General features: G+C 68.7%; 21 protein-coding genes and 2 pseudogenes. 13 read left to right on the top strand and 10 right to left on the bottom strand.

What is annotated here, in order from left to right; all coding sequences use genetic code 11:
• Nucleotides 1-41: 41 nt before the first annotated feature.
• The gene (locus tag JL475_RS10365) at nt 42-1,136 is read right to left on the bottom strand and encodes a DUF3344 domain-containing protein (RefSeq protein ID WP_202277243.1); all 1,095 of its coding nucleotides are present in this window, start codon (nt 1,134-1,136) and stop codon (nt 42-44) included.
• Between the two features lie 305 nt (nt 1,137-1,441).
• Here JL475_RS10365 and JL475_RS10360 point away from each other — a divergent pair, with 305 nt between their 5' ends.
• Nucleotides 1,442-2,308: a hypothetical protein gene (locus JL475_RS10360; protein WP_202277241.1), complete on the top strand. Its 867-nt coding sequence runs from the start codon at nt 1,442-1,444 to the stop codon at nt 2,306-2,308.
• A gap of 114 nt (nt 2,309-2,422) precedes the next feature.
• Nucleotides 2,423-2,695 carry a hypothetical protein gene (locus tag JL475_RS10355; RefSeq protein ID WP_202277240.1) on the top strand — a complete coding sequence of 91 codons (273 nt, stop codon included), beginning with the start codon at nt 2,423-2,425 and terminating at the stop codon, nt 2,693-2,695.
• 198 nt (nt 2,696-2,893) lie between these two features.
• Here the strand turns inward: JL475_RS10355 and JL475_RS10350 are convergent, their stop codons facing one another.
• On the bottom strand, nt 2,894-3,124 hold the full coding sequence (locus JL475_RS10350; RefSeq protein WP_202277239.1) for a chaplin: 231 nt from the start codon (nt 3,122-3,124) through the stop codon (nt 2,894-2,896).
• A gap of 373 nt (nt 3,125-3,497) precedes the next feature.
• Here JL475_RS10350 and JL475_RS10345 point away from each other — a divergent pair, with 373 nt between their 5' ends.
• Nucleotides 3,498-3,773: a hypothetical protein gene (locus tag JL475_RS10345; protein ID WP_202277238.1), complete on the top strand. Its 276-nt coding sequence runs from the start codon at nt 3,498-3,500 to the stop codon at nt 3,771-3,773.
• Nucleotides 3,774-3,912: 139 nt separating this feature from the next.
• Here the strand turns inward: JL475_RS10345 and JL475_RS10340 are convergent, their stop codons facing one another.
• Nucleotides 3,913-4,089 carry a hypothetical protein gene (locus JL475_RS10340; RefSeq protein ID WP_202277237.1) on the bottom strand — a complete coding sequence of 59 codons (177 nt, stop codon included), beginning with the start codon at nt 4,087-4,089 and terminating at the stop codon, nt 3,913-3,915.
• A 270-nt stretch (nt 4,090-4,359) separates the two neighbouring features.
• Between JL475_RS10340 and JL475_RS10335 the strand changes: the two genes are divergently transcribed.
• Nucleotides 4,360-4,629 (top strand): hypothetical protein, encoded by a 270-nt coding sequence (locus tag JL475_RS10335; protein ID WP_202277236.1) that lies wholly within the window; start codon nt 4,360-4,362, stop codon nt 4,627-4,629.
• Nucleotides 4,630-4,780: 151 nt separating this feature from the next.
• Nucleotides 4,781-5,056 (top strand): hypothetical protein, encoded by a 276-nt coding sequence (locus JL475_RS10330; RefSeq protein ID WP_202277235.1) that lies wholly within the window; start codon nt 4,781-4,783, stop codon nt 5,054-5,056.
• Nucleotides 5,057-5,138: 82 nt separating this feature from the next.
• On the opposite strand, the gene JL475_RS10325 is transcribed toward JL475_RS10330, so the two are convergent.
• Both JL475_RS10325 and JL475_RS10320 read right to left on the bottom strand, forming a co-directional pair.
• The gene (locus tag JL475_RS10325; protein WP_202277233.1) at nt 5,139-6,149 is read right to left on the bottom strand and encodes an alpha/beta fold hydrolase; all 1,011 of its coding nucleotides are present in this window, start codon (nt 6,147-6,149) and stop codon (nt 5,139-5,141) included.
• Nucleotides 6,150-6,297: 148 nt separating this feature from the next.
• Entirely contained in the window at nt 6,298-6,915 is a 618-nt protein-coding gene (locus JL475_RS10320) for a dihydrofolate reductase family protein (protein ID WP_202277231.1), read from the bottom strand.
• Between the two features lie 723 nt (nt 6,916-7,638).
• Between JL475_RS10320 and JL475_RS10315 the strand changes: the two genes are divergently transcribed.
• Both JL475_RS10315 and JL475_RS10310 read left to right on the top strand, forming a co-directional pair.
• Nucleotides 7,639-8,031 (top strand): VOC family protein, encoded by a 393-nt coding sequence (locus JL475_RS10315; protein ID WP_202277229.1) that lies wholly within the window; start codon nt 7,639-7,641, stop codon nt 8,029-8,031.
• A gap of 429 nt (nt 8,032-8,460) precedes the next feature.
• Nucleotides 8,461-8,937 (top strand): hypothetical protein, encoded by a 477-nt coding sequence (locus JL475_RS10310; protein WP_237406780.1) that lies wholly within the window; start codon nt 8,461-8,463, stop codon nt 8,935-8,937.
• Nucleotides 8,938-9,140: 203 nt separating this feature from the next.
• Here JL475_RS10310 and JL475_RS10305 read toward each other — a convergent pair whose 3' ends face one another.
• Nucleotides 9,141-9,332 carry a hypothetical protein gene (locus JL475_RS10305; protein WP_202277227.1) on the bottom strand — a complete coding sequence of 64 codons (192 nt, stop codon included), beginning with the start codon at nt 9,330-9,332 and terminating at the stop codon, nt 9,141-9,143.
• Nucleotides 9,333-9,606: 274 nt separating this feature from the next.
• Between JL475_RS10305 and JL475_RS10300 the strand changes: the two are divergent.
• From JL475_RS10300 to JL475_RS10290, 5 genes and pseudogenes are all read left to right on the top strand, one after another.
• Nucleotides 9,607-10,817, top strand: a pseudogene (locus tag JL475_RS10300) (FtsK/SpoIIIE domain-containing protein); the annotation flags it as partial.
• A gap of 83 nt (nt 10,818-10,900) precedes the next feature.
• Nucleotides 10,901-11,008, top strand: a pseudogene (locus tag JL475_RS39915) (DUF2637 domain-containing protein); the annotation flags it as partial.
• On the top strand, nt 10,956-11,300 hold the full coding sequence (locus tag JL475_RS41695; protein ID WP_368860225.1) for a site-specific integrase: 345 nt from the start codon (nt 10,956-10,958) through the stop codon (nt 11,298-11,300). The pseudogene JL475_RS39915 and the gene JL475_RS41695, both read left to right, overlap by 53 nt.
• 12 nt (nt 11,301-11,312) lie before the next feature.
• The gene (locus JL475_RS41690) at nt 11,313-11,591 is read left to right on the top strand and encodes a tyrosine-type recombinase/integrase (protein WP_368860224.1); all 279 of its coding nucleotides are present in this window, start codon (nt 11,313-11,315) and stop codon (nt 11,589-11,591) included.
• Nucleotides 11,592-12,051: 460 nt separating this feature from the next.
• Nucleotides 12,052-12,285, top strand: a complete 234-nt coding sequence (locus JL475_RS10290) for a helix-turn-helix transcriptional regulator (RefSeq protein WP_202277223.1) — start codon at nt 12,052-12,054, stop codon at nt 12,283-12,285.
• 96 nt (nt 12,286-12,381) lie between these two features.
• Here the strand turns inward: JL475_RS10290 and JL475_RS10285 are convergent, their stop codons facing one another.
• The 4 genes from JL475_RS10285 to JL475_RS10270 form a co-directional block, all read right to left on the bottom strand.
• Entirely contained in the window at nt 12,382-13,452 is a 1,071-nt protein-coding gene (locus tag JL475_RS10285; RefSeq protein WP_237406779.1) for a hypothetical protein, read from the bottom strand.
• Nucleotides 13,374-13,829 (bottom strand): NUDIX domain-containing protein, encoded by a 456-nt coding sequence (locus tag JL475_RS10280; RefSeq protein ID WP_202277221.1) that lies wholly within the window; start codon nt 13,827-13,829, stop codon nt 13,374-13,376. Before JL475_RS10280 ends, JL475_RS10285 begins: the two co-directional genes overlap by 79 nt.
• 167 nt (nt 13,830-13,996) lie before the next feature.
• Nucleotides 13,997-14,347, bottom strand: a complete 351-nt coding sequence (locus JL475_RS10275) for a hypothetical protein (RefSeq protein ID WP_202277219.1) — start codon at nt 14,345-14,347, stop codon at nt 13,997-13,999.
• Nucleotides 14,344-14,679, bottom strand: coding sequence for a hypothetical protein (locus tag JL475_RS10270; RefSeq protein ID WP_202277217.1), 336 nt, complete (start codon nt 14,677-14,679; stop codon nt 14,344-14,346). The genes JL475_RS10275 and JL475_RS10270 overlap by 4 nt, the downstream gene beginning before the upstream one ends.
• 142 nt (nt 14,680-14,821) lie before the next feature.
• On the opposite strand from JL475_RS10270, the gene JL475_RS10265 reads away from it, so the two are divergent.
• Entirely contained in the window at nt 14,822-15,151 is a 330-nt protein-coding gene (locus JL475_RS10265; protein WP_307825012.1) for a winged helix-turn-helix domain-containing protein, read from the top strand.
• Nucleotides 15,152-15,206: the final 55 nt, after the last annotated feature.

Genomic DNA, 15,206 nt, shown 5'->3' with positions numbered 1-15,206 from the left:
CTCCTCACCGGCGAAGGCGCTCGGGACCGTGGAAGGCGCGTTCACGGCCGCACGTCGGCGGAGAGGAAGAACACGCCGGCCCACGCCGCGTTCCGCTCGGCCACGAGCCGGAGGGTCGCCCGGTCACCTGCCTGCAGCAGGCCCCTGCCGAGAGTGAACACGTCGGAGTCGTAGCCGAGCGTGTTGGCGTGCGCCGGCACCCGTGCCGGGACGGCCCGCCCGGGGCCGCTGATGGTGGAGTTCAGGACGTCGCCGGCGGGGTTGGCGGCGTCGGCGAGGACGACGGTGGAAGCGGGCGCGCCGGTGGTCAGGGTGAGCGAGTCGCCGGTGGTGCCGCGGTCGCCGTTGTACGCCACCACCCCCACCTCGCCCTCCGCGTTCGCCGGGAGGTTCAGGCCGCTCAGCCCGATCTCCGCCCCGCCGGTGGACGCCAGAGGTGTGAAGCCGTCCCAGAGCGAGAGGTGCCGCAGCGGCTCCGCCGGATTCTCGTACGCCACCACCAGCGTCCAGCCGCCCCACGCGCCGGTCGTCGACCGGCCGGAGGCCACGTTGACCTCCGCCACGGTGTACAGACCCGGCCCGCTGTCCCGCACCATCTGTGTCACGTCCGCCGAGGCCTGGAAGGCGTCCGCGCCGTCCGCCACCCGGTGTCCGACGACCGTGTCGGCGAGGAGCTCCTTGTACTCCCCGCCGGGTTCGGCGATCAGGACCCGCCCGTTGGCCTCCGGCGGCTTCTGCTCGCCCACGAGCAGGTTGCCGCCCCAGTACAGGCGGGCGTACGTCACCCGGGAGCCCGAGGGCAGCCGGACCTCCGCGCGGGAGGAGTTGTAGGTGTTCGGGTCGCGGTCGACGTCGACGTAGAACATGTCGAAGTCGCCGTTCACCCCCCGCGCGCCCGCCTGCACGTCCGCGCACGCCGAGTGGCTCGCGCGGCAGGTGGCCGAGGAGTTGGCCGCGCGCACGAGGCCGCCGTGCTGGAGTGCGCGGTACCGCTCCACGAACGCGAGGCTGCTCGCCTCCGGCGCGGGCGCCGCGGCCGCCGTGGCGGCTGAGGACCCGTAGGGGACCCACGTGGTGATCAGGGTGAGGACGCCCACCGTTGCATGACGAAGCAACTGGCCCAGGGAATGACGCATGACCGGCGAAGCCTTTCGGGGAGGTGGCGGTGACAGGCAGCGCGAGGAGTGCGATGCGTCCGCCCAAGGGAATACGTCCGGAGGTTCGCAACTCTAACCATCTAACGGACAAAATCCCTGAAACTCGTTTAAGCCAGACAAGTGTGTTGGAAACGTGAAGCCCCTTCTCGGCGGGCGACGCCCTCATCAGGCAGGACGGGGCAACGGCGTGAGAGGAGGCACCGAAGGGCCCATGCCCGGTTGCGGGAAGCCGGGGGCGCTCTCACGGTGGGCTCAAGATCCGAGGCCCGTGGAAAGGAACTCCCATGCGCGCTCTGCCTGCACGGCGCATCGCATTCGGCGCACTGTGCGCCGTCCTCCTGGTCGGGGTCACCGGCCCCGCCGCCCTGGCCGTCGACTCGGCCGGTGAGCGCAGCCAGGCGGCGGTACCCGGCACACCGCTCGTGCAGGTCAGGAACTCCGACGTGCGCGGGGACGAATTCACCCCGGTCGTCGACCTGCTGACCGCCGTGACCCGGGCGGACGACGGCCGGCTGTCCGCGGCCGAGGCGAGGGCGCTGGGCGAGGCCGCGAAGGACGCGCTGGAGAAGGCCGAAGCGAAGCAACAGGCCACCAGAGTCATGCCGTTCGCCTCGGCCCCCGCGCCGGGCGTACTGCTGCCCACGGCCGAGACCGACCCCGTGAGCGACGTGCTGGACGACCTGTGGGACGCCGTCGACCGCCTCCTGGACCTGCTCCTCCCCGGTGACGACACGATGAGTGACGCAGCCGACGAGGAAGCCACCGAAGAGACCGCCGACGTGGTCGACCACGAGGTCACCGAAGAGATCGACAAGATCCTGGACGAGATCTTGGGCGAGATCGAGGCCGAGGCCGACGACACGACCGACGACACAGCCGATCCGACGCTTTCATGGCTCGACGACCTACTGACCGAGATGGAGGAGCTCATCGACGAACTGTCCGCCGGCGACCCGCAGGTCTCGGTCGTGGCCACGCAGACGACGCCGTCCACCACGACGTCCTTCAGCGTGACGTCGTCGAGCATCACGTTGTTGACGTCCTGGCCTTCGACCTCGCCCTCGACCTCGGCTCCAGCCACCACATCGCCGGTGGTCACGCTGCCCGCGACCGCTTCGCCGACGCCGGCGGTGGTGCTGTCGGCTGATTGATCTCATATGAGGACTCGTCAATCCGTGGTTCCCCGGTTTCCGGTCCGGCCAGGGATCGTTAGGCACGGCGACAGAATCCCTCCGGCGACCCGCGTTGCCGAAGAAAGGAACACGATGAAGTCCCTGAAGGCTGCCGCCGTCCTTGCCGGGTCCCTGATCGCCGCCGCCATGGCCACGCCTGCGTCCGCCCAGGAGCTCGACCTGGCGTCCACCGGGCTCGACACCGGCCTGAACACGCGCACCGCGGTCCCCTTCGAACTGATGCCGCTGCACGACCGGTCGGAGAGTGGGGAGCAGGACACCTCGGTGTTCGGCACGGCGCACGAGGCCGCGGCCGTGGTGAACGAGGCCAAGCCGGTGCACGGCGACCTGGGGCTCCACGCCTGAGGCATGCCATACGAGAGTCGGCCCCCGGTCTCCACCGGGGGCCGACTCTCGTATGCCCGCCCTCCCCGTGTACACGTGGGGGCGCGGGTTCTCGACGTTCATGCCGAGAGCCCCGGCGCTCGGGGGCGCCGGGGCTCTCGGGTCACGACGACGGATGTCAGTAGCCGTATCCCTTGTGCTACTTCTTGTGGCTGTCGTTCAGCAGGTGTTGCCGACGGCCGAGTTGAGGGCGCCGATCCCGTCGACGGTGTTTCCGCACACGGTGACCGGTACGTGGATCGGGGCCTGGACCACATTGCCGGACAGGACACCGTGCGAGCCGACCGCCGCGCCCTGGGCGCCGGCGGCCGCCGTGGCGATACCGGCCCCGCCGAGCATCACGGCGCCCGTGCCGAGGGCGACGGTGGCCGCCTTCGCGATGCGAGACATGACGTTCTCCTTAGCTGATCTGGTAAGCGCGGCAGCATGACGCGCGGCCGCACGCCCCGCTCAACGCGGTGATCCCACCCTGGTCACGGCGAGCGTCCTGGGATCACCCGTTAGAAAAGGGACTTCGCTACGCGAGTAGGAGCTTTCAGTCGCGGATGCCGACTTTCCGGCGCCTCGGGCGCGCTCGGGCGGAGGGCGGCTGACGCCCGGTCCGGCTGTCCGAGGTGTGCGGCTACGCCGCACCCGGCATCTTCGCGAGAAACCTACGCGTTTCGGCGTTTTGCCTACCCAAAGCCGCAAAACCTCGCCTACGTTAACTCCTGACAGTGACCAACCCGACACGGGTTGTGTCCACTCGAGAAACGGAGAGGTAATGCGCAAGTACCAGAAGGCCGCTGTCGTCATGGCCATGCTCGGCAGTGTCGGCTTCCTCGGTGCCGGTGTCAGCCACGCCGGTGGCGAGCCCGAGTTCGAGCTGAACAACAAGCAGGCCACCAACTGCGTCCAGGACAACTCCACCAAGGGCCTCGTCAACATCGACGACGTCAACGTGGGTCTCAAGCTGCTGGGCCTCGGTAAGCAGGAGGCCAACGACACGACCTCCCAGGTCTGCATCACCAGCTTCGAGCTCGGCGGCAAGAAGCACTGATCGCTGTCAAGCGATCTGGGTGGGTCTCGGGACTCGGAGTCGCATGTTCGAGCCCCGAGCCTGCCCGGCTGGTTGGCCGGTGCGGCCGGTCCAGTCATTCGGAACGACTCGCCGCCGTTCAGCGGCGGCGAGTCGACCGTCAAGGAAACAGGCAGATGTTCAGGTCGGAGAAGATCGCTGCGGTGGTGGGAGTTCTGGGGGCTTCGCCCTGATCGGTGCCGGCGCCGGTGCCGTCCAGGCCGTCGGTGCCGAGGGTCCGGGCAGCTGCGTCAAGGGCAGCCAGGGCACCGTTCGCTGCGCGCAGGCGAGGCAGCATCGGCTCCCGCCTGACGGGAGTGGGGAGGTCCGTTTCGTCGGTGAGTCGACGAAGGCCTGTTCCGGCTCGGCTGCCCGACTCTCCCGTGCGAACAGCGTCGTCGTCGATGACGGGAAGTCCTGACACCTCCGTCGACGAGGCGCGGTGGACCCTTTCCCAGAAAACGCGCGATTCGGCGTTTCGCCTATCAACTGCCGCAAAGCGTCGCCTAGATTAGCGACTGTGAGTGACTCGGTCAATGCGGACCGTGTTCAGATGAATGGAGAAGTAATGCGCAAGTACCAGAAGGCCGCTGTCGTCATGGCCATGCTCGGCAGTGTCGGCTTCCTCGGCGCCGGTGTCAGCCACGCCGGCGACGAGCCGGAGGTTCAGCTGAACAACAAGCAGACCACGACCTGCGCTCAGGACAACTCCACCAAGGGGCTCATCAACATCGGCGACGTCAACGTCTCGCTCGGCATCCTGGCCTTCCACGACCAGGAGGCCAATGACACCACCTCCCAGGCCTGCAGCACGAGCTTCGCCATCGGCGGCGAGTGATCACTGCTAGGTGATCCGGGCAGGTCTCGGGGCTCGAACCCAGGTGGTCGAGCCCCGGGCCTGCCCCGTTCGTTGACCGGTCTGGCCGGTCCAGGCATCAGGAACGACTCCGTCGTTCGGTCACGGGGTCGACCGTCAAGGAAACAGGTAGATGTTCAAGTCGAAGAAGATCGCAGCGGTGGCGGGAGTTCTGGGGGGCTTCGCCCTGATCGGCGCCGGTGCCGTCCAGGCCGTCGGTGCCGAGGGTCCGGACAACTGCGTCAAGGACAGCCAGGGCACCGTTCGCTGCTCGCAGGTGGCCAAGTACGAGGTCACATCCGAGGAGTACGGAAAGATCCGCGTCGTCAACGACTCGACGCAGACCTGCTCCGGTGGGAGCGGAGCATCCTGCACGAACAGCGTCGTCATCCCGGGCAAGAAGTCCTGACGTCCCGTACGGCGGAAACAGCTCGTACAGCGGAGAGTGGCCGGAACCCGGTACCGGGTTCCGGCCACTCTCCGTATGTCCGTCATCGGCTCGGCGTCACGCCGGCGAGTTCGGTGCCCGGCGACTCCACGGCGGTGCAGTACGGCAGGCCGTCGATGGGGAGGTCGGTGCAGAACCGGCCGATCAGCTCCGACGACTCCTCCCTGCGCTCGACGGTGACCAGGTGGTCCGCTTCCCTGACGGTCGTGAACCGCGCCGAGGGCATCGTCGCTGCGAGCTCGCGGCCCATCTCGGGGGTGCACAGGGTGTCGTACTCCCCGGTGAACACCAGGGTCGGCACGTCGGGGACGGGCAGGGGCTCGTAGCAGCCGTGCGTCACCAGTCTCGTGTTGTGCTCGAGCGCCTTCTTGATCTCGTCCGGCGTCTGGCTCATGAACTGCCGCTGGAGGAGGCGTGTCACGGCCGCGTGCCTGCGGACCTTGCCGGCGCCCGGGTTCGACATGAACAACCGCACCAGTCCGCCGACGGCCGCCTCGTTGTCGCCCCGTTCGAAGGCGTGCGACAGGCGCGGTACGACGTCGGTGTAGATCTCGGGGAGACGCTTCGCCGCGCCGCAGAAGACGATGCGGCGGACGAACTCGGGATGCAGCTGCGCGAAGCGGAGGCCGACCACTTCGCCGAAGCAGCCGCCGAAGAGATTCACTTGCGGCATCCCGGTCTCCACCAGCATGTGCTTGACCGCGGCGGCGAGGAAGTCGATGCCGTACCGGGAAGGCAGGAAGTCCGCGCTGCCGTAACCCGGGAGATCCACGGTGATCAGCGTGCAGAGCGGAGCCAGCCACTTCTCGTGTGCCTGCCAGGAGTACCGGTCCTGGGACGAGCCGCCGAGCAGCAGCAACGGCGCCGTCCGTGGGGCGCTCTGATGGACGATCCGGCACTCGTACGCGAAACCCTCGAAACTGAGACTCCGCTCCTCCACCTCCTCCACCTGCTCCACCTGCTCCACCTGCTCCGACGGCTTCGACGGTGGAGGAGTGGACCCGTGGCGCTGTGCGTTCAGTGGAATCCGGGCGGCGGTGAGGGGAGTGCGCATGGACGGCTCCAGTACAGAGGAATGTGGACGAACCAGTCCATGATTACCAGCAACCATGCCTTTTCTTCGCAATCATTCGTTTCCGGGCGATCCTGGCGAAGCGTCATGTTCAGCCCGAACGGCGCCGAGAGGCTCCCCGGCTGCCCGGTCAGGTGGACGTGACGGGGCGGTAGCGCACGTTCACCGTGGTCGAGGGGTCGTCGCCGTTCAGCAGGGCGAGCCGGACGGGAGCGCCGCCGGGGCGGTCGAACAGCCGGATCTCGTCACCCAGCAGCACCGGCGCGACATGCAGGTCCACCTCGTCGACCAGCCCGTGTTCCAGTAGTTGCCGGCCGATGGAGGGCGAGAAGACCTCGAGGTTCTTGCCGTCCGCGGCCTCCAGCCCGATCCGGACCGCCTCGGCGACGTCGCAGCTCAGGAACGTCACACCCGCGGCGGGCCGCGCGTCCTGCGGGTGGTGGGTGAGCACGAACACCGGTCCTCGCCACGCGCCCCCGTAGATCGCCCCGGTGTCGGGGTGGGAGTCCCAGCCGTCCCGTCCTCCCAGAACGGCGCCGGTGGTCTGCGCGTACTCCTCGACGACCCCGGGGCGGGACGAGAACCCGGTCATCCAGTCCATCGTGTGCCCCGGCCCCGCCACGAACCCGTCCAGCGACATGGTGAAGTGCAGGAGGACCTTGCCCCGGGCCGTCTGCCGTTCCGGAGCGGCCAGTGGCGAGAGGCTCTGCGCGGCGTCGGTGTTCTGCGGGGTCTGCGGGGTGGGCATGAGCAGTCCTCTCTGCGGCCATGCGGCCATGCGGCCATGCGGCCGTTCTCGGCCTCACCCTCATGGACTGCCGCGGGCCCGGAAAGTCATCGTGGACGGTCAGGGCGCTCGGCCCGGCGGCGGCACGCATCGCGTCAGAACGGAAAAAAAGACCAGCGTTTCTGCTGGTCAGAAGGTATTTGCGCCCCCGGCAGGACTCGAACCTGCGGCCAAGCACTTAGAAGATGCGGGCACACCTTGGTGAGTCCACCCGATTGGCCTATGCCGACACCGTGCAGGGCCGCCGAATGCTGTTGCTGTCCACCGTCGTTGCCGTCAGCGCTTCCGTCACTGCCGTCGGCGGTGCTGCCGTGTGACCACCGCATTAGGAGTTCGATCCGAGCCCGCCCCGGCTGCTGCCGTCGACTGGTGCGACGGCCAAACAGAGTCGCTGGTGTGCGCCTCCGTCCGGCGTCGTTGATGTCAGCCGTGGATGTCAGAGGCCTTCTGATCCGTAGCTCTATGCAAGATCGGTCGCGGACGGCCATTCCGGCCGTGCCACGGCCCTAGGAAGACGCCAACGGGCAGGAGTGGTTGCTGTACTTCAGTGCTGTACGCCGATTCCTGTCAGGGTGTCATGTCCCGTCCCCGGGCTCCCTGCGATCCACGCAGTGTTCCTGGGACATCGCGCCGCTTCGGCACTTCCGGTGGCGTCCGCCGCTTCGCTCGGAGAGGATCACCCGCATGGTTTCGACAGTGACGAACATGACAGTGGACTGCGCAAACGCATACCAACTGGCCCGGTTCTGGAGTGAGGTGACCGGGCATCGGCTCGACCCCGAGGACGAACCGGGCGACGACGAGACGGAGATCATGCTGCCGGGCGGCCTATCCCTGCACTTCAACGAGGTACCGGAACCGAAGGCAGGCAAGAACCGGCTCCACCTGTGCTTGCGTCCCGACGCCTCGCGGGACGCGGAGGTCGAACGGCTGCTGGCGCTGGGCGCCTCCCTGGTCGCCGATCACCGAAAGCCCAACGGCTGGGGGTGGGTCGTGCTCGCCGACCCGGAGGGCAATGAGTTCTGCATCCTCCTGGCCGAATCCGAACGAGCCGCACTGCGCCCAGCGTCCTCGTAGTACGTAGTGGATATTCCTGCGTCACCAGCAGGGGCCGTTGCTGCGGGATTGGTCTGAAGTTCCTCAACACTGCTTCACTGATCGGCACCTGTGCCGGCACCCGAAGCACCGTTTCTGAGCAGGGGAAGAGCCGTCGTCGACTGTCGTCACCTGTCATCGTTGAGCACCCCCCGCACGGCCCAGAGACGGCCCGAGCGGGGGGTGTCGCGGTGGACCCCTCGATGCGAACTATGGGCGGGACGGTCGTTGAGGTCTGCCGGGCTGGTGAATCGGTCGTCGAGCGCTGGTGACGGTCGGCTGCGGGCGCCACGGTTGCTGTACATCTGTGCTGTACTACAGCGGCTTCGGAGCCGGCCGACCGTCTCAGTATGCGGGAACCGACTGCTCGTTCACCGCGTCAAGTCCAACTGGTACTGGAGGAAGGTGCATATGAGGAAGCTGGTTGGTTCGCTCGGCAGTGGCCTGCTGGTCGTCGGGATCACCGCGGGGGTGTGGTGGAACTGGTTCCACGAGCCCTATGCCCTGGCCGACGCGCCCAAGGTCGACGTGACGGTGCGCGCGGAAAAGTCCACGTACCCCGACGTGCAGGAGACGACCGAGGACGTCGACACTCTCGTACGAGTCTACGTCCAGCGACTCAAGGACGGAGACGCGAAGGGAATCGCCGAGCTGGCCGGGCCCGCTTACAAGCAGCCCGGGCCTGCCGCGGCCAAATACGTACGCGAGTACGGCCAGGCAGCGGGCGGTCCCGTCGAAGTCACCGTGCTGGAGGGATCCGTTCCCTACTTCAACCCGGTGACAGTGGCGTACAAGCAAAGCGGTCAACGGCAGGCGCTGCTGCTGGTGAAGGATGACGGGCACTGGTGGATAGGCCTCGGCGACGGCGACCCTGCGGCGGGCCTGTAGTGACAACCGCGGAAGACGACGTTTGAGGTGCAGCCTCATCTTTATCAGGTCGATCATGGGAAGCCAGCAATCTTGGTTGCTCCGGCCTACGCCTGGACTCGTCGTCCGCTGGGCTTCGGCATCGATCGCCTCTGTTTGTACCTGTTGGTGTCAGACGTTGATGTCAGAGCATCGGGACGCCCTTGACAGATCCAACGACGTTGCTAGGGCATGGCATCCACGACGTATGCCATGCCGATGACGACAACCAAGCAGACAACAACGGCAGCAATCACGACGATGCCCAGCAGTCCCGCCATACCTGCGATCACTCTCCAACCGATCCGGGTCATCCGCTCAGCCCGCTCGACTGCGCTCTCGTAGTCGCTGTCGTCGTACCAATCCCGATTGGTCATGACACCCCCGACCCCGAAGCATAGAGGGCACAGCCGAACCCCTTCCTCCGCCCACTACTCACCCTGGCTCCCCTCCCGTCCGCCGTCGACCCACACACCGTGGAGCGGGCGCGGTTCAGGGGCGTCAAGGTGGAGCGCGCCATTGTACGAACGGCCTGGACGCCCTGGGCCGCGTCTGCTCGGCTCCGCCTGGGTCGACGGCGGACGGGATGGGAGCTCCCCGCGCACGCCACAATGTGCCCGCACTCGGCAACGGCGCCCCGCCTGGTACTGGCTGACCTTCGGGGCACCCTCGCCACGGTGCGGGTCCTGGTCCGCTACGGCTCGGTCATGGACGCCTGCGGCCTGACCGTCCCCGCCTCCCGCTGGCGCCTCACCGTGGCCCGGATGACCAACCGGCCGGTGTCCGCTCCCCGTGCCCCGCACATCCTGCGGGTACGGCCGACCCGGACCGGCCTGGTGCTGCGGCTGGGGCTCCGGCCCGGTCAGGACGCCTTCGACCTGGCCGCCTCCTCGGACCGGCTGCGGCACTCCTTCGGGATGTACGGCGTCACCTCGCGCGAGCTGCGCTCCGGCGTGGTCGAGGTGCGGATGACCGGCTACGACGTGCTCCAGCGGGTGCAGATGTCCGCCCGGGTCGACACCCGGCCGATGCGGGTGCCGGTCGCCCTGCGCGAGGACGGGGCCGTGCACTTCCGCGACTACCGGGCCGTGCCGCACGCCCTGACCCTCGGCGCCACGGAGTCCGGCAAGTCGGTCTATCAGCGCAACCTGGTCGCCGGGCTCGCGCCGCTGGACGTCGCGCTGGTGGGCATCGACTGCAAACAGGGGGTCGAGCTGTTCCCGCTGGCCCGCCGGTTCTCCGCGCTGGCCGACACCCCCGACACCGCCGCCGAGATCCTCGACGCCCTCGTCGCACACATGGAGGACGTCTACCGGCTCATCCGCGCCCACCAGTCCATCAGCGTGAGCGTGCCGGATGCGGAGATCGCCGCCGACATCTGGGACCTGCCCGCCGACCTGCGGCCGGTGCCGCTCGTGGTCCTGGTCGACGAGGTCGCCGAACTCGCGCTGTTCGCGAGCAGGGAGCAGGAGAAGCGGCGGGACCGGATCGTCACCGCCCTGGCCCGGCTGGCCCAGCTCGGCCGTGCCGCCGGCATCTATCTGGAGATCTGCGGGCAGCGCTTCGGCTCCGAACTCGGCAAGGGCATCACGATGCTTCGCGCCCAGCTCACCGGCCGGACCGCGCACCGGGTCAACGACGAGACCTCGGCGAACATGGCGTTCGGCGACATCTCCCCGGATGCCGTGCTGGCCGCGATCACGATTCCCGCCGAGGCGCGGGGGGTCGCCATCGCCGGGGACTCCACCGGCGGCTGGGCCCGCATCCGCGCTCCGCGCACCTCGCTGCGGCAGGCCGTGAACCTCTGCAACAAGCACGCCGACCGCACTCCCGACCTGCCCGGCCTGGAGGCCTTCCGCCCCGTCCCGGGCCAGGTGAAGCCGGTCACCGCCCCGGCTGTCGAGTCCGCCCCGGCCGCCGCCTGGGCCAGGAAGGAGAAGCCCTCATGCCCCGCTCCGCTCTGCGTGTGGATGCCGTGCTGGTTCAGGCCGTGATCGCCGGTGCGCTGTCCTTCGCCCACCTGCACGACCTGGCCGCCGCTGCCGGCGAAGAAGCTGCTGGCCGAGGTGCATGACGACCGGCTGAGTGCGGTGTACGTGCTCGCGCTCTACCTCGGGCTGCGGCGGGGTGAGCTGCTGGGCCTCCACTGGTCGGACGTTGATCTGAATGGAGGATCGCTGGAGATCCGAACGGCCCTCCAGCGGGTTGACGGAGCGCTGACGCTGACCGCGCCCAAGACCCGTCGCTCGGAGCGTCCCGTCCCGCTCCCGGCCGTGTGCGTGGACGCCCTCCGCCGGCACCGTGAGCACCAGGCCGGGGAACGGCGGGCGGCAGGGGAGCGGTGACAGGAGACGGGCCTGGTCTTCACCACCAGGCGGGGCACCCCGATCGAGCCGCGGAACCTGAACCGGCACTTCTACCCGATCCGCGAGCGGCTGGGTCTAGAGGTCCGGTTCCACGACCTCCGGCACACCTGCGTGACGCTGCTGCTCGGTCTCGGTATCCCGCCGCACATCGTCCGCGACATCGTGGGGCACAGTGCGCTGGATGTGACGATGAACATCTACGCGCACGCCGACATGACGGAGAAGCGGGCCGCTCTCGACCGGCTGGGGAGCCTGCTGGTCGTCGAGTGACGGGGCCATTGCCGTCAGCGTTGCCGTCAGAGACACGAAACGCCCTGGAGGGGAGATCCCCTCTGGGGCGTTTTTGCTGATGGCGGGTGGCGCCCCCGGCAGGACTCGAACCTGCGGCCAAGCGCTTAGAAGGTGTGGCGCGTCTAGCGATGTGCTCACCTGCGTTTTCGCAGGTCGCCCGGAACCAAACTAAAGAAAGGCGCTTGGTCTGAGATCTCGCCTATTTGGCGGGGAACAGATGCCCCGAACGGGTGCCGCCCCGAACCCACTGTAGGGCTCGGGGCGGCAGGGAGACTGCAGTTCCGCCATCGGGACGGATGAGTGCCTCGCGCGAGGACCTCGACTGTAGCTCCCGTCTGTAGAGGGTGATCGTCTGACCATGTGCCCACCCTCCTCCAAGATCATTCAATTTGCCCAGGCAGGCAAAGACAAGTGCGCATGATCGTTCAACGGTTAGCGGGTGCCTCTCGATCCCATGCCCGACTGGGTGCCCGCCCGCCGCCGGGAGATCGGGATGCGACTGCGTGAAGCGCGACTCGCCGCGAACTTGACCCAGATGCAGCTGGCCGAACGCATCGGCCGCGACCACCGCACCATCCACCGGTGGGAGTACGCGCAACGGGCCCCGAACCTCGAGGACTTGCTACTCCTCGCCGACGCCGTCGGCGTCCCCCTCGCCGACCTCGTCCGCTGAACTGGTCGGCACCGCCGGACACGACGAAGGCCCCGCCCATCCGCCGGGGGTGCGGACGAGCGGGGCCGGTCTGGGTTGCTAGCTGGAGTGGACCGTTTATCGAGACGGCGCCGCCAGGTAGCCGTCAGCCTGGAAGGCGCCGGCGAACGTGCCCGGCCCGTGCCTGCTGTCCAGCCAGTGGCACAGGCTGCTGCTGTCGCCGCTGATCGTGGCCATGAGCACCAGGTCGTGCAGGCGCTCCGCTTCCCCCGCGCCGAACTCGTCCAGCCACACCTCGTAGCGAGCGTTCACCCCGGCCTGGTAACGGCCCATCGACTCGACATACGAGCCTGCCTCGCCGCCGATTCGTGCTCCCGCATCCGCCGGCGGCTCGCCGTCGAGCTGGCCGGTGACATCGCGGTACGCCCACCAGCCGGGGTCGGTCGGCGAGCTGGGGCCGGTGATGCCGTACAGGTCGGAGACCTGCCGCGTCAGGCGCCGGGCCTCCCGGTCGCACGCGCCCTCCATGATGATCCCCAAATTGCGGGTGTGGGGGGAGTCTTGCGGGTCCGACGACGAGTAGCTGCGGCCGTTGACGCGGCGCCAGTTGATGCCGTATTGGGTACGCACCACCTGCCCGTCTGCGAGAACGTACCGGCGAGCGGAGCCGTAGTGCAGGCAGTCGTGCGCATACGCCCGCACCAGGTCGAGCATGGCCAGCCCGGGATCCGCGGGCACGTCCTGCTGCATCGGGCCGTACATGGTGATCAGGGCTGCCATCTGCAGGTGCCGATATCCCTGATTCGGGTGGTGGAATCCACCCCACGCGCCGCCGCGAGTCGACTCGGCGCCGACGAGGACCCGGTCCAGCGGCAGCATGTGCCGCAGGCCGAGCTCGGCGTACCGGTTGCGGGCGAGGTACAGGCCACTGTGGTACGGCGCCGTGTCGATGCCCGCCGCCCGCCACCGGTCGAGCCGCTCCGCCAGGCTCCGGAAGGTGTGGTCCGGATGGGCTGCGGTCAGCGTCGTCGGGTCGGTGCGCCACGCGGCGAGAGCGTCGGCGACCGCGGCGCAGTCACCGCCGAGGATCTCGTGCGGTGCGAGACGGATCAGGCCGGTGTCGAGCCGGTGATGAGCTGCCGGTGGGATTCCTGTAGTCCCTCCGGCAGACTGTCGACCGAGAACCATTTCGCCTCCAGGATCTCAAACGAGTCGATCTTCATGTCGCCGCCGACGATGTATGCCTCGTAGGCGACCTCCACCCGCAGCCGGTAGCCCGACTGCAGGCGCACCAGGCGGCCGGCCTTGACCTCGAGTCCGGTCTCCTCACGGACCTCGCGGACGACCGTCTCTGAAAACTCTTCGCCCGCCACCGCGTATCCGGTGGGCAGACCCCACTGGCGTTCCGGGGGCCACATGCGGTGACGCAGGAGGAGTACGTGGCCCTGATCGTCGCGGACGACACCGGTCACGCCGATCATGTATTTCGAGTGGGCCAGCCACAGCAGACGCCACTGGAGTGGGCCCCTGATGATCCGCCACAGGCGGGCGATGATGCGCTTCATGTCGTCGTGCCTTTCTCGGTTGGACCGCTGGTGCGACCCGTGGAGGGGCCACGATGGCGCATCGAGCGTGGCCTTCCAAACACGCTGCGTGGTTGGAGGGCTGGCGGACTTCGTGGGGTGAGCGGCCGCCCCGCCACGGGGGGATGCGAGGGCGGCCGCTCTTCCCGCTACCGGTCCGGCCGGCGGACTGCGGGCCGGGAGCGGGAGTCGTCGGCGAGCTGGTGCAGGGCGCGGGCGTCCGGGCAGTGGTCCCGGTCGAGGCAGCGCGCGCACCGCTCGGTGTGGATGCTGAGCACCTGGCCGGCCTCCCGCTCGGCGCACGGGGCGCAGGCGCGTGGGTGCCAGCGGTGCAGGGGCCCCGGGGTGGCGCCGGTGCTGGTGGACAGCCGCGGCCCGAGGTTTACGGTCGGGGCCTCGCCGCACCAGACGCACGTGATGCCGTCGGCCTGCTGCGGGCGGACCCGGTCCGGGCGGGGCACGGGCAGCAGCTCGGCCGCTCTGACGAAGGCCTCGTTCACCGTGCCTCCATCTGCGCCCAGAGCCCGCGCTCGTCGGTGGTGAGCCCGGTGCGGGTGGCGAGGCCGGTGACGATGGCCCAGCCGGGGCCGTGGCTGTAGAGCAGCGGCAGCGGGTCGGAGCCCTCCGCCGTGATGCGGATGCGGGTGTCGGCTGTCGACAGGGTCATCTCGACGGCGGGGGCGCCGGAGCCGAGGACGGCGACGAACAGTTCGTTCGCGACGGCCGGGGCGTCGGGGTGCGTCACACGGCCGGCGGTCCACAGGCGGACGTGCGCCGCCTCGATGGGCGAGCCTTTGAACGCCTTTTGCCACGCGTGTCCCGACTCGGGCATGAGTGTCCCCTGACAGTGAGTACTTATCTGTGCGCAGGTAGTTCTTATCTGCACTCAGATTGTCGCCGGGATTGGCATAGGTCAAGAGGGGCGAGACATTATGTGTACTCAGATTGACGTGATCACTCGAAGGGGAGGCGCTGTGGCACAGCCCGAGTACCTGCGGATCGCCGCCGACCTGCGGCGCCGCATCTCCGAGGGCGAATGGGGGCCCGGCGACCAGATCCCCACACTGCCCGCGCTGTGCACCGAGTACGGCGGCGTCTCCGAGACCACCATCCGCAGCGCTCTGCGGCTGCTCGCAGGCGAGGGCCTGATTGAGACCCGCGCCCGGGCAGGCACCCGCGTCCGGCCGCGGCCGCCGATCCACCGCATGGCCGCCGACCGCTACCGGTCCACGCCCGGGGCGAAGTCGACGCCGTACACCAGGGACCAGGGCATCGGATGGTCTGAGTGCCTGTCCATGAACTGATCATTTCGAGGTTGGCGGGGCGGTGGCGCGGGCGAGGCGGCGTCGCATCAGGAGG

Source organism: Streptomyces sp. M2CJ-2, from assembly GCF_016757295.1.
In the GTDB taxonomy this organism is placed as follows: domain Bacteria; phylum Actinomycetota; class Actinomycetes; order Streptomycetales; family Streptomycetaceae; genus Streptomyces.
The sequence above is the reverse complement of the archived record's forward strand: the minus strand, read 5'-3'. Positions and strand labels throughout refer to the sequence as shown.

What these genes read in the sequence shown, in the direction of transcription:
- JL475_RS10335 (WP_202277236.1), top strand. Translation starts at nt 4,360, where the DNA reads ATGCGCAAGTACCAGAAGGCCGCTGTCGTCATGGCCATGCTCGGCAGT.
- JL475_RS10315 (WP_202277229.1), top strand. Translation starts at nt 7,639, where the DNA reads ATGGTTTCGACAGTGACGAACATGACAGTGGACTGCGCAAACGCATAC.
- JL475_RS10280 (WP_202277221.1), bottom strand. Translation starts at nt 13,829, where the DNA reads ATGAAGCGCATCATCGCCCGCCTGTGGCGGATCATCAGGGGCCCACTC.
- JL475_RS10345 (WP_202277238.1), top strand. Translation starts at nt 3,498, where the DNA reads ATGCGCAAGTACCAGAAGGCCGCTGTCGTCATGGCCATGCTCGGCAGT.
- JL475_RS10355 (WP_202277240.1), top strand. Translation starts at nt 2,423, where the DNA reads ATGAAGTCCCTGAAGGCTGCCGCCGTCCTTGCCGGGTCCCTGATCGCC.
- JL475_RS10305 (WP_202277227.1), bottom strand. Translation starts at nt 9,332, where the DNA reads ATGACCAATCGGGATTGGTACGACGACAGCGACTACGAGAGCGCAGTC.
- JL475_RS10285 (WP_237406779.1), bottom strand. Translation starts at nt 13,452, where the DNA reads ATGGTTCTCGGTCGACAGTCTGCCGGAGGGACTACAGGAATCCCACCG.
- JL475_RS10350 (WP_202277239.1), bottom strand. Translation starts at nt 3,124, where the DNA reads ATGTCTCGCATCGCGAAGGCGGCCACCGTCGCCCTCGGCACGGGCGCC.
- JL475_RS10270 (WP_202277217.1), bottom strand. Translation starts at nt 14,679, where the DNA reads ATGCCCGAGTCGGGACACGCGTGGCAAAAGGCGTTCAAAGGCTCGCCC.
- JL475_RS10320 (WP_202277231.1), bottom strand. Translation starts at nt 6,915, where the DNA reads ATGCCCACCCCGCAGACCCCGCAGAACACCGACGCCGCGCAGAGCCTC.
- JL475_RS10310 (WP_237406780.1), top strand. Translation starts at nt 8,461, where the DNA reads ATGAGGAAGCTGGTTGGTTCGCTCGGCAGTGGCCTGCTGGTCGTCGGG.
- JL475_RS10325 (WP_202277233.1), bottom strand. Translation starts at nt 6,149, where the DNA reads ATGCGCACTCCCCTCACCGCCGCCCGGATTCCACTGAACGCACAGCGC.
- JL475_RS10340 (WP_202277237.1), bottom strand. Translation starts at nt 4,089, where the DNA reads ATGCTGCCTCGCCTGCGCGCAGCGAACGGTGCCCTGGCTGCCCTTGAC.
- JL475_RS10330 (WP_202277235.1), top strand. Translation starts at nt 4,781, where the DNA reads ATGTTCAAGTCGAAGAAGATCGCAGCGGTGGCGGGAGTTCTGGGGGGC.
- JL475_RS10360 (WP_202277241.1), top strand. Translation starts at nt 1,442, where the DNA reads ATGCGCGCTCTGCCTGCACGGCGCATCGCATTCGGCGCACTGTGCGCC.
- JL475_RS10365 (WP_202277243.1), bottom strand. Translation starts at nt 1,136, where the DNA reads ATGCGTCATTCCCTGGGCCAGTTGCTTCGTCATGCAACGGTGGGCGTC.